This is a genomic window from Stutzerimonas chloritidismutans (assembly GCF_051486945.1).
Classification (GTDB): Bacteria; Pseudomonadota; Gammaproteobacteria; order Pseudomonadales; family Pseudomonadaceae; genus Stutzerimonas; species Stutzerimonas chloritidismutans_B.
In genome coordinates this window covers 645,260-660,059 of sequence record NZ_JAHVDX010000001.1, presented here as the reverse complement: position 1 = coordinate 660,059, position 14,800 = coordinate 645,260, and the positions used below count along the sequence as shown (strand labels likewise).

Sequence of the window (14,800 nt, the reverse complement as noted above, 5' to 3'; positions counted from 1 at the left end):
ATGGAGACCGCAAGCGGTGTGCTTGCCGTTCTCGTCCTGATCCTCGATGTGCTGGCCATCGCCCAGGTCTGGCGAAGCGGCATCGAGGTGGGCCGCAAGATCATCTGGAGCCTGGTCATCATCCTGCTCCCAGTGGTCGGCCTGGTGATGTGGTTCATGGCGGCGAAGTCACAGGGGAAGGTCAGGTTGTGATGGGCCGACTGCTGTGCCTGGTGGTGCTCTGCTCGTGCTTTGCCATGGCACAGGCCGGACCGGACGAGGCGTGGGAGGCGCTGCGTAACGGCAAGGCCGTACTTTTGCTTCGTCACGCAACTGCGCCTGGCCTGGGCGACCCGCCGGGTTTCGTGCTCGAGGATTGCGCTACACAGCGCAACCTCAATGGAAAGGGGCGCGAAGAAGCGCGCCGGTGGGGCCGTTTGTTGCGGGATCGGGGTATCGACTCGCCGCGCCTGCTCAGTAGCCGCTGGTGTCGAGCGCTCGAAACGGCACGGGAAATGAGCCTCACGGAGGTCGAGCCGTTGCCCTTGCTCGACTCGTTCTTTACCCAATCCGGCCAGGCGGAGGAACAGACCCGCAACTTGAAGGCTTACCTCGATCAGTTGCCAGCTTCGCAGCCGGTGGTCATGGTCAGTCACCAAGTCAACATTACGGCGCTGACCGACGTTTTTCCCCGCTCGGGCGAAGGCGTCGTGCTGGCCTTGCCGGTCAGCGAACCGGTTCGCGTCCTGGCGCGCATCCCGCCGCCTTGATCCGAGCGCGGCTCGCTTCAGAATTCGCATAGGCCTGCCAAAGGTGCATGGCCGCGTAGGCGCGCCAGGGACGCCAGGCTTCGGCGCGCTGACCGAGCGCTTTTGCGCTGAGGCCCGTTTCGCCCCATACCGGCGCCTTGAGCAGGCCCAGGTCGCTCGCGGGGAAGGCATCCGCCTCGGCAAAGCCGCGAAGCGCGATGTATTGCGCCGTCCAGGGGCCGATGCCCGGCAACTGGCACAGGCGCTCGATCAGGTCCTCGGCGCCTCTGTCGGCGGCGAGTGACAACGCACCCTCGGCCACGGCTCGCGCGAAATGTTGCAAGGCAGCGACCCGCTTGCCTGGCATGCCAATGGCGTCCAGGCTGGCGTTGGCTATTGCCTGGGCTGTCGGGAATAACCAGCGCAACTCAGGAATCCCAATTCCAGGCGCTGCGGGCGCGGGCTCGCCGAGCCGCTCGATCAACCGCCTGGTGATGGTCACCGCTGCCTTGACGGAGACCTGCTGGCCCACGATGGCCCGCACGGCGACTTCGAACGGATCGAACGCATTCGGCAGGCGCAGCCCGGGCGTGGCCGCGACCAGCGGACCGAGCTGCGGATCGGCGGCGAAGTGCCGGGTGAGCACGGCTGGGTCCATGTCGAGATCGAACATCCGGCGCACTTGCGCGGTGACGTAGGGTGCGGCCTGGCAAAGCGACGGGCTGATGGACAGTTCGAGGGCATCGGGTCCGGGCCTCACGCTGAACCAACCCACGCGGCCATCGACCGATAGCGTGCGTGCGTAGCGGTCTGCTGTCAGCGCCTCGACACCCGGCATCAGGCGCAGGCTGAAATACTGATGGAATTGGGACCAATCCCAGGGCGGGATGAAAGGCAGTTCGACAGAGATGCTCATGCCATCACCATAGCTGCGGTCCATAGCGGTGTCTTTACCGGATACGCTTTCAAAGCTGCCCTCCATCCATCACGGAGACAGCCGATGAACGAGTGATCAAGGCATTGACGCCTTGACGGACGGCGCTTCGGTATCGATGCGGGCCGTTGTGCTTGTGCGATTGACCGGGCTCGAACAGCAACGCTGCGACTTGCCCTGCATCCCACGGGCGGAACTGCCGCCGGGTGCGGGGTTCTATCTTGACTGAGGCACTCGGTTTTCCCTTGGCTGAGCTGGCCTCTTCGCGACGTCGGGCGCGCAGGGCTGGTGCAGCGGGCTCGCATACTGCTAGCTTTGAATCAGCGCGCAAGCATGCCGCGTCGCTCAGAGAGGTCGCCCTTACCCGTTGAGTCTGCCCGCCCGCCCTTGGGTGTAGTCCCGGGCCGATACCATCCAGGCTGAGAGGAGGTTGTTTTATGAGTACCACCTTCCATGAGGATGTCAGCAGCAACGTTCTGATGCGTATGAAGGAGGGCGGTTTCGATTTCGCCCGTGTCCATCCCATCGAGTTCTACGCCGTTTTTCCTGATAAGGAGCAGGCCCTGTCGGCGGCTAGCAATTTTCGTGGTGAAAGCGTCAATACCCAGGTGTCACCGCGTGACGACGGCGCCTGGGATCTGCAGGTCAGCAAGGTCATGTATGCGACCTTCGATGGCATCGGCGCGTTCGAGCAGGACCTTGAGGACCTGATCGAGCCGCTCGGCGGTGTCGTCGATGGGTGGGGCGTGACGCAGGAACTCACCGGCTGTCACCCCTGACGGTATCTCAGTGCCGCTTCAGACCGCTTAGCAGCGCCTGGTCCCACGGCGGGACCGGGCCAAAGCGATTCTTCAGGAATTCCAGCAGCAGCCGCCTGCGTGAGTCCGCCTCCCGGGTCAGTCGCAGCGCGTAGATGCCGCTCGGCTCGGGTTGCGGCAAACCGTCCTCGCAAAACAATGGCAGCAGTTCCCCACGCAGCAGGTGATCGCTGATCAGCCACGTCGGGAGGTGGGCGACGCCCAGCCCCGCCAACGCACCGCTGAGCAAGGCTTCGGCATTATTGGCAACCAATCGTTTACGGCGCGGCCGCAGATGCTGTCGTCTGCCTTCATGCTCGAAGCGCCAGGCATGTGGCGGCGCCAGCGAATCCCAGTCGAGCCCGTCATGTTCCGGTAGCTCGGCAACCGAACGCGGTATGCCGCGACGATCCAAGTAGGCGGGGCTGGCACAGACCACACGGACAAGCGGCGACAACGGCGTGGCGACCAGGCGGGTATCCGCCAACGGGCCAATGCGCAGGATAAGGTCGACCTCGCCCAGATGCTCGCCTTCCAGGTCGACGAAGCTGTCGATCAGGCGCAGCTGGATGTCCACCTCGGGGTAGGCCTGGAGGAACTCAGCCAGTGCCGGAGCCAGGTGCCGTCGCCCGAAGGGGGCGGGTGCGTCGATGCGAATCAGTCCTCGCGGCGCGGTTTGCGCCGAAGCCAATTCGGCCCGCGCGAGTTGCAGTTCCTGGACGATGCGTCGTGCTCGCTCGGCGAACGCGACACCCGCACTGGTTGGCTTGACTGCGTGGGTGCTGCGGCTGACGAGCTGGCAACCGAGGGTGGATTCGAGTGCATCAATTCGCCGCGCGACGGCAGAGGGGGTGATCCCGTACAGCCGTGCAGCAGCAGAAAAACTCTCGGTCTCGAGCACGTCCAGGTACAGACGAAACTGTTGCGTAAGGCTATCGGACGGCATGCTGGCCGGTGCTCCGCTGTGCGATATGGGCAAAGGCATTGTGCGTGGCTGTGCATTTCGCCGCTAGCCCGCTGCCGGTAGCATCGCGTTTTTTCTTGGAAGCGTAGCCATGGACTTTGTCGCAACTGCCTTGAATGTGGTGCTGGGCCTGATGCTTGGCACCTTGGGCGGTTTGTTCGGCATCGGCGGAGGCTTGATCGCGATCCCGGTCGTGGGCGTCCTGTTCGATCTGGACCAGCAGGTGGCGCAGGGCACGGCGCTGGTGATGGTGGTGCCCAACGTGCTTCTCGCCATCTGGCGTTACCACCAGCGCAACCGGATCAACGTGCGTCACGCGCTCGCGCTTGGCGTGACGAGCTTCTGCTTCGCTATTGCAGGCGCGGCGATTGCTGTCTCGCTGGATGCGACGCGCATGCGTATTGCCTTTGTGGGTTTTCTCCTGGCGCTTGCCGCCTACACCATGCTTCGTGCCTTTTTACGACCTCAGCCGGGCGGCACCGAGCTGCGCTATCCCTGGCCTTGGCTCAGCGTGCTCGGCGCTGGCGCCGGTGCGCTGGGCGGACTGTTTGGTGTCGGCGGTGCGGTACTCGCCACGCCGGTGCTGACGGCTGTGTTCGGCACCTCACAAGTCGTGGCGCAGGGTTTGTCACTGTCGCTGGCGGCACCGAGCACTGCCGTAACGCTCTTCACCTACGCCACTCACGGCCAGGTCAACTGGGCGTTGGGGTTGCCACTGGCAGTCGGCGGATTGCTGAGCATCAGCCTGGGCGTGAAACTGGCGCACTCCTTGCCCGAGCGGCTGCTGCGCGTGCTGTTCAGTACCTTCCTTGTCCTCAGTGCCGTCTTGCTGGCGCTGGAGGTTTGAGGCTCAACGGCTGCGCAGTTCCTGCTTTCGGATCTCTCGTCGCGCACTGCGAACCAGGCGAAAGGTCAGCAACAGCGCGGCGCAGCTAAGCCCGGCGATCAATCCTTGCCATAGACCGGCCGGGCCGGTCGGCTCGCCGAGCCGGTCGGTGAGCCCCAGCAAGTAACCCACCGGCAAGCCGATCCCCCAGTAGGCGAACAGGGTGAAAACCATGGTCATGCGGGTGTCCTGGTAGCCACGTAGCGCACCTGCGGCGGTCACCTGGACCACGTCCGAAAACTGAAAAAGTGCGGCGTACAAGAACAGGCTTGCCGCTACCGCAATCACGGCGGGGTCCGTGGTGTAGATTCGCGCGATCGGCTCACTGAACAGCAGCATGCTACCGGCCGAGAAGCAGGCGTAGACCAGGCTCGAGGCGATGCCTACGCCCGCCACGAAGCGGGCGTCCCTTGGCGCGTCACGCCCGAGTGCCTGACCGATGCGCACGGTAATGGCCATGCCGAGCGACAGCGGAATCATGAAGATCAGCGACGTGAAGTTGAGCGCGATCTGGTGGCCGGCAACGACCGTCGCCCCCAGTGCGCCGATCAACAAGGCAATGACCGAGAAAATGCTCGCCTCGGCGAATACTGCTACGCCAATCGGCACGCCTACCGATAGCAAATGCCGGAGGACCGGCCAGTGTGGCCTGTCGAAGCGTGCGAACACCTGGCTTGGGCGGTAGTAGGATGCCCGGCGGACCCAGAACAGCATGGCGCAAAGCATGAAGCCCATCACCACGGCAGTGGCCCAGCCGCACCCCACGCCGCCCATCGCTGGCAGGCCGAACTTTCCATAGATGAAGATGTAATTCAGCGGCACGTTGAGCATCAGCGCGAGGATGCCGATGACCATGCTCGGGCGTGTATGGCCCAGCCCATCGCTGTAGCAACGCAAGACCTGGTACAGCGCGACCGCTGGAAAGCCGCACGCCACCGCGCGCAGGTACGCCATGCTGGGCTCGATGAGGGCGGCCTCGACTTGCATCAGGCGCAGCACCGGTTCGGCATTCCACATCAACACGGCGAACAGCAGGCCGATCCCGAAACCCATCCAGAGCGCCTGACGCACCAGCGGGCCGATCGCCTCCTGCGTGCCACTGCCGAAACGCTGCGCCACGTTCGGCGTCGTGGCCAGGATCACGCCTGTGACCAAGAGGAACACGGGCACCCAGATCGAATTACCGAGCGCCACTGCCGCCAGGTCCTCAGGGCTGACGCGCCCGGCCATCAGGGTATCGACGAAGCCCATGGCAGTATTGGCCAACTGGGCGATCATCATGGGCAGGGCGAGAGCAAACAGGGTACGCAGTTCGACGCGAACCCGTCTGAGTCTTGGCTCAGCTGGCATTGCGGGGCTATCCGATTGTATACAGGAAACCAGCTAGTCTACGCCGCCGACCCTGGTCGCGAAAGGCAGCGTCGGTGCGCCAGGCCGTCTAGAATGCCCCGACTACCGATGGAGCCAACCGATGCGCATCCTTGCTGACGAAAACATACCCCTGGTCGACGCCTTCTTCGGAGCCTTTGGCGAGATCCGCCGCATGCCTGGGCGCAGCATCAATCGAGCCGCGCTGGAGCAGGCCGATCTGTTGCTGGTGCGTTCGGTCACCCGAGTGGATCGAGAGCTGCTCGAAGGCACTCCGGTGCGCTTTGTCGGCACGTGCACCATCGGTACGGATCACCTGGACCTCGACTACATCGAGCAGGCCGGGATCCGCTGGGCCAGTGCGCCTGGCTGCAATGCGCGAGGGGTGGTCGACTACGTGCTGGGGAGCTTGCTCGCGTTGGCTGAAGGCGAGGGCGTGGCGCTGGCAGAGCGCCGGTATGGTGTGGTGGGCGCCGGGGAAGTCGGTGGCCGCCTGGTAGCGGTTTTGAAGGGGCTGGGTTGGGACGTCCGAGTTTGCGACCCGCCGCGGCAAGCGCGGGAGTTAGGCGAGTTCGTCGAGTTGCAGGAGATTATCGACGAGTGCGACGTAATCAGCCTGCACACACCGCTGACCTTGCAGGGGGAGCATGCGACGTTCCATCTGTTTAACGAAGCAAGGCTACGCGAACTGCGACCCGGCGCTTGGCTGATCAATGCCAGCCGCGGGGCCGTCGTCGACAATGCCGCCCTGCGCCGGGAACTGGCATGTCGGACGGATATCCAGGCGGTACTCGACGTTTGGGAGGACGAGCCGCTGGCCGATATCGAACTGGCGGAGCTTTGCTGGATCGCCACGCCGCATATTGCCGGCTACAGCCTGGAGGGCAAGCTCCGGGGAACGGCGCAGATCTACGAAGCCTACTGCGCAAGCCAGGGATTGGCGCCTTCGGTACCCCTGCAAGGGCTGTTGCCCAACGCACCGTTGCGTGGGCTCGCGTTTGACCGAGGCGCCGATGCCGAGCAGATGCTGGCGACGCTTTGCCGCGCCGTATATGACCCACGCAGCGACGATGCCGCGTTCCGCCGTAGCCTGGTCGGCGACGAGGCGCAGCGACGAGCCGCGTTCGACCAGCTACGCAAGCAGTATCCGCCGCGCCGGGAGATAGATGGACTGCACGTCACGCTCGATGGTGACAATGCGGCCCTCGAGCGGGTCGTCACCGCGCTCGGCGCGACGTTGCGCAGCGGCTGACCGAGCGGCGCGTCCGACGGGCCGGATGCATTTTCCGGGCTGCTCCGCTAGCATTACCCGTCCTCTGCTTTAGCCGCGATGGTGTTATGAGTTATCAGGTCCTAGCCCGAAAATGGCGTCCGCGCTCGTTCCGCGAAATGGTCGGCCAGACGCATGTGCTCAAGGCCTTGATCAATGCCCTGGACAGCCAGCGCCTGCACCATGCCTACCTGTTCACCGGTACGCGCGGCGTGGGCAAAACCACCATCGCGCGCATCATCGCCAAGTGTCTGAATTGCGAGACGGGCGTCAGCTCGACGCCCTGCGGCCAGTGTTCGGTATGCCGCGAAATCGACGAAGGCCGCTTCGTCGACCTGATCGAGGTCGATGCCGCGAGTCGCACCAAGGTGGAAGACACGCGCGAGCTGCTGGACAACGTCCAATACTCGCCCACGCGCGGCCGCTTCAAGGTCTACCTGATCGACGAAGTGCACATGCTCTCGTCGCACTCGTTCAATGCCCTGCTGAAAACGCTGGAAGAGCCGCCGCCGCACGTCAAATTCCTGCTCGCGACCACCGACCCGCAGAAATTGCCGGTGACCATTCTGTCGCGCTGCCTGCAGTTCTCCCTGAAGAACATGCCGCCAGAGCGCGTTGTCGAGCATCTAACGCACGTGCTCGGTGCCGAGCAGGTGCCCTTCGAAGAGGACGCGCTCTGGTTGTTGGGCCGCGCCGCCGATGGTTCGATGCGCGATGCAATGAGCCTCACCGACCAGGCGATCGCCTTTGGCGAGGGCAAGGTGCTGGCTGCCGATGTGCGCAGCATGCTGGGCACGCTCGATCACGGCCAGGTATTCGGGGTCCTGCATGCGTTGCTGGAGGGTGATGCACGAGCGCTGCTCGAAGCCATCCGTCAGTTGGCTGAGCAGGGGCCTGATTGGGGTGGGGTACTGGCTGAAATGCTCAACGTGCTTCACCGCGTTGCCATCGCTCAGGCGTTGCCCGAGGCGGTCGATAACGGACAGGGCGATCGTGATCGCGTCCTGGCGCTAGCGCAGGCGCTGCCCGCCGAAGACGTGCAGTTCTACTACCAGATGGGGCTGATCGGGCGCCGCGACCTGCCGCTAGCGCCAGACCCGCGCAGTGGTTTCGAAATGGTGCTGCTGCGCATGCTGGCGTTTCGGCCTGCCGATGCCGAGGGCACACCCCGAACCTCACTAAAGAGCTTGGGGGTCAGCCCGGCCACGGCTGATCCCGACCGGGAATCGGTGGCCGAGCAGCCTGCGCCGGCGGCCAGGCCGATCACCGAGCCAGCAGCACCGGTGCAGACAGTGCCGGTGCCGGTGTCGGCGCCAGTTGAGCCTGCCCACACGCAGCCGTCAGTTCCGATGCCGAGCAGCTCCGCAAGCCAGCCTATCGAGACGCTCGCTGAGCAGCCCGTCGCTCGGGCGCCGGCACCGGCCGAACCGTCGCCTTCGTTTGTCGACGTGCCTTGGGACGAGCCTCCCTCCACGCCCCCCGTCGCGGTTGAGCATGAAGCGGTTGTCGCTGCGGCCGCCCAAGTGGCCGAGCATCACGCCGCCGTGGTCGAAGTCAATGAGCCGGAAGACGATGAGCCACCGCTGACCGATGAAGATTATTTCGAGGTCGAGACGCAGGCCGAGGCTTTTCTTGACGTGCTCGACGATGCGCCAGAGGCCGCCATCGCCGAGCCGGCGCCGGCCGTACAGCCCGCGACGGGGCTGGCAGCTCAGTGGCTAGATCTTTATCTGAAGTTGGGCCTGACCGGCCTGACTGGCAGCATCGCGGCCAATTGCACGTTGATTGCGGTCGAGGGCGATCGCTGGTTGATGCATCTCGATCCTGCGCAAAGCGCGTTATTCAATGCGACGCAGCACCGGCGGCTGAACGACGCCTTGAGTGAATACCATGGGCGTAAGCTGCAACTGGACATCGAGTTGCAGACGCCGGAACAGGAAACCCCCGCGCAAGCGGCCGCACGGCGCCGTAACGAGCGGCAGCTCGAGGCTGAGCGATCGATCCAGAGTGATCCGCTGGTGCAGCAGCTGATGCAGCAGTTCGCGGCTGTTATTCGCGAAGGCACCATCGAGCCCGTAGAACAACCCGTACCCTGATTAACGAGGTGAACCCCATGATGAAAGGTGGCATGGCCGGCCTGATGAAGCAGGCGCAGCAGATGCAGGAAAAGATGCAAAAGATGCAGGAAGAGCTGGCAAACGCCGAGGTGACCGGGCAATCCGGCGCCGGGCTGGTCAGCGTTGTCATGAACGGGCGCCACGACGTCAAGCGTGTCAGTCTCGATGACAGTCTCATGCAGGAAGACAAAGAAATTCTCGAGGACCTCGTTGCCGCCGCAGTGAATGACGCCGTCCGCAAGATCGAGCAGAACAGCAAGGAAAAGATGGCAGGCATGACCGAGGGCATGCAGTTGCCGCCAGGCTTCAAGATGCCGTTCTGAGATACCGCTGGAAGCTGAGCGCCTGAGCAGGGTGTGCATAAACGTCACATCCTATCGTTCGATAAAGCTTCCGGCGCTCTTGCTTTCATATCCCAGCGTCGAGACCCAAATGAGCTTCAGCCCCCTGATTCGCCAACTCATCGATGCCTTGCGCATTCTTCCCGGAGTTGGCCAAAAAACAGCCCAGCGCATGGCCCTGCAGATGCTCGAGAGGGACCGCAGCGGGGGACTGCGGCTGGCGCAGGCGTTGACGCACGCTATGGAGAATGTCGGTTATTGCCGCCAGTGTCGCACCCTCAGCGAAGACGAACTTTGCCCACAGTGTGCGGACCCAAGGCGCGACGATTCATTGCTGTGCATCGTGCAAAGCCCGGTCGACGTCTTCGCTGTCGAACAGACGGGTTTCCGTGGCCGATATTTTGTGCTCAAGGGGCATCTGTCGCCGCTTGACGGGCTCGGACCGGAAGCGATCGGTATACCGGAGTTGCTGGCCCGCGTCGGTGAAAGCCAGTTCAGCGAGGCAATTCTCGCGACCAATCCGACCGTCGAAGGTGAGGCCACTGCTCATTACATCGCGCAGCTATTGATCCCTAAAGGCCTCACGCTTAGCCGTATTGCCCACGGGGTACCGCTTGGCGGCGAGCTTGACCTGGTCGATGGCGGAACCCTTGCCCATGCCTTCGCAGGGCGTAAGACCATCACGCTTTGATAGCACAGCTGTCATTTTTCTGAGCTATTCATAACTGTTGGTTAGCGGCATATGGCTATCTGATAGTGCAGTTCGTCTCTGTCTTCAGGTAAAGTTCTAAGCCACTAACGACTAATAACTTAATGTAAGGTCTTCCTTTCATTTTGTTATAAGACTTTTTCGGCTTGCGTACATCGAGGTTCAAATGAAAGCACGGCATTGGTTGCTTCCGGCTCTGCTCCTGGTCAGCGCATTTGCGCAGGCGGAGGAGACGTTCAAGGTTGGCTACATCCGGGTAATGGATGATGCTCAGGCGATGGTTGCCCACGAGGCCGAGCTATACAAAAAGCACGGTCTGGACGTTGAGCTGGTCGAGTTCAGCTCGGGGACTGACCTGATCAAGGCGATTGTTGGCGGGCAGCTCGATACCGGTGTGCTGGGTTTCACCAATGCTGTCGCCTGGGCTTCCAAAGGCGCGGATCTGAAAGTGGTAGGGGGCGCTCAGCAGGGTTACCACTCGATCGTGGCGCGTGAAGGGACAGGTATCGAAGAAGTCGCGGATCTCAAAGGCCACATCCTGGCGTCGCAGAAAGAGGGCAGCACCGCCGATGCCGTGTTGCGTGGCGTGACGTTCAAAGCCGCAGGTTTGAAACCGAGCGAGGTGAACATCATGGGCACCAGCCCGGCCGTGGCCGTGCAGTCGCTCGTATCCGGGCGTGCCGATGCTGCCTTTTTGTTCGAGCCCTACGATCGCATCGCCCAGCTGGTCGCACCGGTCAAGCAGGTGTACGAGATCGGTGAGGTATGGCCCTTCCCATGCATGGTCGTCATCACCTCGGGCGAGACGCTGGAAAAGCGCAAGGACGATGTTTGGAAGTCGCTCGACGCCCAGCGTGAAGCTATCGAACTGCTGGAAAACCAGCCGGCCGAAGCTGCCAAACTGATCGCCGACTACTTCATCGCTGAGCCCACGCTCAAGACGCTTAATCGCGGTGATCTGCCGCGCGAGACGGTCATCGAAGAAGCGATCGCCACCCAGACTTTCAGCGCGAAGCTGGGCGAAGAAGACCTGGCCCGTATCCAGGAGCTCGCCGACATCCTGCAGGAACTCGGTTCGCTCAAGACCCGCGACGGCAAGCCGTTCGATACCAGCGCCATCCTCGACCTGTCCTGGCAGCAGGCTCGCGAACTCTAATTTCGGCGCGTTACCGTTCGAACACTGCCCGGCCGAGTGCCGGGCAGTGTCATTAAGTCCCAGGCCAGGGTTATCGAGGTCGCAGCACAGCATGCAGCTCAGGTTCGAAAACGTAGACAAGCAGTTTGGGCAATTGGAAGTCATCAAAGGCTTCAGCGGCGAGTTCGCCCAAGGCGAGCTGGTTGCCCTGGTCGGGCCTTCCGGCTGCGGAAAATCCACTCTGTTGCATTTGGTCGCTGGGTTGGAAAACCCAACCGCCGGCCATGTGCTTGCCGACGGCAAGCGTATTCCCGGCCCAAGCCCTCGTCGTACGCTGGTGTTTCAGGAGCACGCTCTGTATCCGTGGCTGAACCTCCAGGCTAACGTGGCGATGGCGCTTGAACTCCAGGGTGTGGCCAAGGCCAGCGCGTTCGATCAAGCCAAGACCTGGCTGGCACGGGTAAGCCTTGAGGGGTTCGAGCACTACTACCCGCACCAGGTTTCCGGAGGCATGCGCCAGCGTACTGCCTTGGCACGTGCCTTCATCGCAAAGCCCGAGGTGCTCCTGCTAGACGAGCCATTCGGAGCGCTCGATGCCCTGACGCGGATGGCGCTACAGGACGTGCTACGAGAGCTCATCGACGAACATCTACCGACTGTGCTCCTAGTGACGCACGATGTCGACGAGGCGCTTTACCTGGCCGACCATATTCTCGTGTTCAGCGCGCGCCCGGCGCGGGTGCTGAAAACGTTCAATTTCACCCACTGCGAGAAGAGCCACGATCTGTCTGAATTCGCGGCGGAGCGGCGTGAAATCCTCAGCCTGCTGGGCATCAAGACGGAGGTTGGACACTGATGAGTCAGGGGCGTCGTCTAACCGGTCCGAAGAAATATCTCGCTGTTGTTCTGGCGATCCTGTTCATTCTGTTGATCTGGCAAGCGGCTGCCTGGAGCTTGCCCGCGTTTCTCATGCCCGGCATTCCAACCGTGTTCGACCGGCTGCTGGCAACCGTACAGGAGCCTGAATTCCGCGAGGGGCTGTACGGCAGCATGAGCCGCCTCGGAAGCGGCTATAGCTTCGCCTTGCTGTTCGGTATCGGCTTTGGCCTGGTCGGAGGGGTGTTGTTCTTCTTTCGCGAGATCCTTCGTTCCGCCATCGTCATCCTTCAGTCGATCCCCTCGATCGCATGGGTGCCACTGTTTCTCATCGTGATGGGCTTCGGCAACCTGCCGATCATCGTGGTGGTCGCACTGGCTGCATTCTTCCCGATGGCGCTCTCGGTGATGAATGCGACCGAAAGCGTGCAGCCGGTACATGTATCGGCCGCGCGGGTCATGGGCGCTTCACGTTGGCAACTGCTCAAGCGGGTTTATTTGCCTGCCGTGATGCCGGAGTTGATCACCGGCGCGCAATTGGCGTTCGGCAACGCCTGGCGTGCGTTGATCTCCGCCGAGATGCTGATCGGATTTGGCCAGGGGCTGGGCCGTTCGCTTGCCTATTCCGGAGAGATCGCCGACATGACCGGCGTGATGATGAATATTCTGGTTATCGCCATCCTGGCCACGATCATCGATCAGGTGGTGCTGGAAAAATTCAAGCAACGGATGCTTCGCTACCAGTACGTGTGACGGGAGGCTCCGTGTTCAAGACTGCTGCTCGGTTTGCGTTGCTTGCACTAGTACCTTGTGCCGTATTGGCTGAGCCCCTGCGCGCGTCGTTGACCGGCGATTATCGACCGCTGACCGCCAGCGAAGCCGAGGCGTCGCAAGAGGGTTTTGAGGCTGCGTTACTGGCGATGCTGGCAGGCTCGCGGGGTTTCATGCTCACGGACGATTCGACTGCGGAGCTGCGTCTCGGGTCGGGCGAGGCGGGCGAGACCTATTACGCAAGCGAAGCCTCGGCGCTGGCGGCCACCGAAGGTGGCCCCAGGGATTGGTCGGCGCTGGCGGGGCAAACATTCTGCATTCGCGCTGGCAGCCCTTACGAGGCAGACATTGCGGCGCGTTTCGATGCCCAGCCACGCCGTTACCCCAGTGCGGCGCAGGCGTTGATCGGGCTCAAGCTCGGCGAATGCAGCGTGGTCGTCGAGGATCGGCTGTTGTTGGAGAATATCGCCGCGCTACCCGAGTGGCAGCGCTATAACCATCAGTTTCCCGTGCTTGAGGATCAGACTGTGCGGCTGCAGGTCACCGCAACGGACGCCCCCGACCAGTCCGCCCTAGCGCAGACGCTGACGAACTGGCGCGACGAAGGCAAGCTGGCGGAGCTGACCCAGTATTGGATAGATGAGGTCGCGTTTCAGGCTTATGTGCTGGCCGATACCCTGGACTGCCACTAGTCGGCTGCGGCGCTTACTTTGCTTGCATGATGTCTGGCAGCGCCCGCTGGAGGCCCTCCAGCGCTAGCGGTGCCCGAATATGACCCTGCAGCTTGCCCTCAGGGCTTACGAGGGCAATGTTGCCGCTGTGGCTCACGCTGTAGTTGCCTTGCGTCTCCTTGACAGGAACGAACGGCAGGCCCAAGGCGCGAGATAGCTGTTGCAGTGCGGCCATTTCGCCCGTAAGCCCCTTGAAGCCAGCCCGGTAGTAGCTCAGGTAGGTCTCAAGTTTGTCGGGTGTGTCGCGCGCCGGGTCGGCGGTGACCAGTACTAACTGCAGCTCTTTGCGTACTTCGTCCGGCAGGGTGCTGAACAGGCGGCGCATGTCGCTGAGCGTCGTCGGGCATACGTCGGGGCAGGACGTAAAGCCAAAGAACACCAGGTGCCAGCGACCTAGCCATTGCTCCGCGGAAAAGGGCTTCCCCTGTTCATCGACCAACGTGATCGCCGGCAGGTTGCGCTCGCGTGGTAGCAGCAGGATATTCGCTTCGTCCAGCAGGGCGTGGCGGTCGACGGCGATGGTGGGCAGTGGCAGGGCCAACATCCCAATCAGCACAGCGGAGATCAGATAGCTAGGCATCCGACGGCGTTTTTCCTCGCTCCGCATGCCCAGCATGGCTGTCAACGCTCGTTCAGCGTGAAAGCGGTAAGGGTGAAGGTCGGAATGCCCATGTCCTGTAGTTTGCGTGAGCCACCTAGCTCCGGCAGGTCAATGATCGCAGCCGCTTCATGGATACGCGCGCCCATGCGCCGTACCAACTGAGCCGCAGCAACCAGCGTGCCGCCCGTGGCGATCAGGTCATCGATCAACAGTACTGAGTCGCCTTCGCACAGGCTATCGGCATGGACCTCCAGAAAGGCTTCACCGTATTCGGTCCGGTACGACTCTTCCAGCACGTCCGCGGGCAATTTACCTTTCTTGCGGAACAGGATCAGCGGACGGTTGAGCTCGTAGGCGAGGATAGAGCCAATGATGAAGCCGCGTGCATCCAGGGCGCCGACGTGGCTGAAGTCGGTTTCGACGTAGCGTTGGATGAGGCTGTCCGCCACCATGCGCAGAGCTTTGGGTGACTGCAGCAACGGCGTGATGTCGCGAAAGATCACGCCTTCGCTAGGGAAATCCGGGACGGGGCGGATCAGCGTCTTGATCGAGAATTCGTCAAAAATCATGAA

Annotated in this window: 17 protein-coding genes; 12 read left to right on the top strand and 5 right to left on the bottom strand. The window is 62.6% G+C overall.

The genetic code is table 11. The features are described from left to right. Together KXR72_RS02865 and KXR72_RS02860 are read left to right on the top strand one after the other, a co-directional pair. Nucleotides 1-192, top strand: a complete 192-nt coding sequence (locus KXR72_RS02865) for a PLD nuclease N-terminal domain-containing protein (RefSeq protein ID WP_437420363.1) — start codon at nt 1-3, stop codon at nt 190-192. Continuing rightward, nucleotides 189-749 (top strand): histidine phosphatase family protein, encoded by a 561-nt coding sequence (locus KXR72_RS02860; RefSeq protein ID WP_437419614.1) that lies wholly within the window; start codon nt 189-191, stop codon nt 747-749. The genes KXR72_RS02865 and KXR72_RS02860 overlap by 4 nt, the downstream gene beginning before the upstream one ends. On the opposite strand, the gene KXR72_RS02855 is transcribed toward KXR72_RS02860, so the two are convergent. Then, on the bottom strand, nt 706-1,644 hold the full coding sequence (locus tag KXR72_RS02855) for a DNA-3-methyladenine glycosylase family protein (protein WP_437419613.1): 939 nt from the start codon (nt 1,642-1,644) through the stop codon (nt 706-708). The two genes, KXR72_RS02860 and KXR72_RS02855, sit on opposite strands and share 44 nt — an antisense overlap. Nucleotides 1,645-2,099: 455 nt before the next feature. Here KXR72_RS02855 and KXR72_RS02850 point away from each other — a divergent pair, with 455 nt between their 5' ends. Beyond that, entirely contained in the window at nt 2,100-2,441 is a 342-nt protein-coding gene (locus KXR72_RS02850; RefSeq protein WP_437419612.1) for a ribonuclease E inhibitor RraB, read from the top strand. A 7-nt stretch (nt 2,442-2,448) separates the two neighbouring features. On the opposite strand, the gene KXR72_RS02845 is transcribed toward KXR72_RS02850, so the two are convergent. Continuing rightward, entirely contained in the window at nt 2,449-3,405 is a 957-nt protein-coding gene (locus tag KXR72_RS02845) for a LysR family transcriptional regulator (RefSeq protein ID WP_437419611.1), read from the bottom strand. Between the two features lie 109 nt (nt 3,406-3,514). Between KXR72_RS02845 and KXR72_RS02840 the strand changes: the two genes are divergently transcribed. Then, nucleotides 3,515-4,270 (top strand): sulfite exporter TauE/SafE family protein, encoded by a 756-nt coding sequence (locus KXR72_RS02840; protein ID WP_437419610.1) that lies wholly within the window; start codon nt 3,515-3,517, stop codon nt 4,268-4,270. A 3-nt stretch (nt 4,271-4,273) separates the two neighbouring features. On the opposite strand, the gene KXR72_RS02835 is transcribed toward KXR72_RS02840, so the two are convergent. After that, nucleotides 4,274-5,659: an MATE family efflux transporter gene (locus tag KXR72_RS02835; RefSeq protein ID WP_437419609.1), complete on the bottom strand. Its 1,386-nt coding sequence runs from the start codon at nt 5,657-5,659 to the stop codon at nt 4,274-4,276. 121 nt (nt 5,660-5,780) lie between these two features. Between KXR72_RS02835 and pdxB the strand changes: the two genes are divergently transcribed. From pdxB to KXR72_RS02795, 8 genes are all read left to right on the top strand, one after another. Next, nucleotides 5,781-6,929: a 4-phosphoerythronate dehydrogenase PdxB gene (pdxB, locus tag KXR72_RS02830; RefSeq protein WP_437419608.1), complete on the top strand. Its 1,149-nt coding sequence runs from the start codon at nt 5,781-5,783 to the stop codon at nt 6,927-6,929. Between the two features lie 86 nt (nt 6,930-7,015). Beyond that, the gene (gene dnaX, locus KXR72_RS02825) at nt 7,016-9,043 is read left to right on the top strand and encodes a DNA polymerase III subunit gamma/tau (protein ID WP_437419607.1); all 2,028 of its coding nucleotides are present in this window, start codon (nt 7,016-7,018) and stop codon (nt 9,041-9,043) included. 17 nt (nt 9,044-9,060) lie between these two features. Further along, complete coding sequence (locus KXR72_RS02820) at nt 9,061-9,387, top strand: YbaB/EbfC family nucleoid-associated protein (RefSeq protein ID WP_437419606.1); 327 nt, start codon at nt 9,061-9,063, stop codon at nt 9,385-9,387. Between the two features lie 109 nt (nt 9,388-9,496). Next, nucleotides 9,497-10,096 carry a recombination mediator RecR gene (gene recR / locus KXR72_RS02815; protein WP_437419605.1) on the top strand — a complete coding sequence of 200 codons (600 nt, stop codon included), beginning with the start codon at nt 9,497-9,499 and terminating at the stop codon, nt 10,094-10,096. A gap of 184 nt (nt 10,097-10,280) precedes the next feature. Continuing rightward, entirely contained in the window at nt 10,281-11,270 is a 990-nt protein-coding gene (locus KXR72_RS02810; RefSeq protein ID WP_437419604.1) for an ABC transporter substrate-binding protein, read from the top strand. Between the two features lie 91 nt (nt 11,271-11,361). Further along, complete coding sequence (locus KXR72_RS02805; RefSeq protein WP_437419603.1) at nt 11,362-12,105, top strand: ABC transporter ATP-binding protein; 744 nt, start codon at nt 11,362-11,364, stop codon at nt 12,103-12,105. After that, nucleotides 12,105-12,878, top strand: coding sequence for an ABC transporter permease (locus KXR72_RS02800; RefSeq protein ID WP_437419602.1), 774 nt, complete (start codon nt 12,105-12,107; stop codon nt 12,876-12,878). Before KXR72_RS02805 ends, KXR72_RS02800 begins: the two co-directional genes overlap by 1 nt. An 11-nt stretch (nt 12,879-12,889) precedes the next feature. Further along, the gene (locus KXR72_RS02795; RefSeq protein ID WP_437419601.1) at nt 12,890-13,588 is read left to right on the top strand and encodes an amino acid ABC transporter substrate-binding protein; all 699 of its coding nucleotides are present in this window, start codon (nt 12,890-12,892) and stop codon (nt 13,586-13,588) included. 13 nt (nt 13,589-13,601) lie between these two features. Here KXR72_RS02795 and KXR72_RS02790 read toward each other — a convergent pair whose 3' ends face one another. Both KXR72_RS02790 and KXR72_RS02785 read right to left on the bottom strand, forming a co-directional pair. Continuing rightward, the gene (locus tag KXR72_RS02790) at nt 13,602-14,207 is read right to left on the bottom strand and encodes an SCO family protein (protein WP_437419600.1); all 606 of its coding nucleotides are present in this window, start codon (nt 14,205-14,207) and stop codon (nt 13,602-13,604) included. Nucleotides 14,208-14,248: 41 nt separating this feature from the next. Beyond that, on the bottom strand, nt 14,249-14,797 hold the full coding sequence (locus KXR72_RS02785; protein ID WP_437419599.1) for an adenine phosphoribosyltransferase: 549 nt from the start codon (nt 14,795-14,797) through the stop codon (nt 14,249-14,251). Between the last annotated feature and the right edge of the window lie 3 nt (nt 14,798-14,800).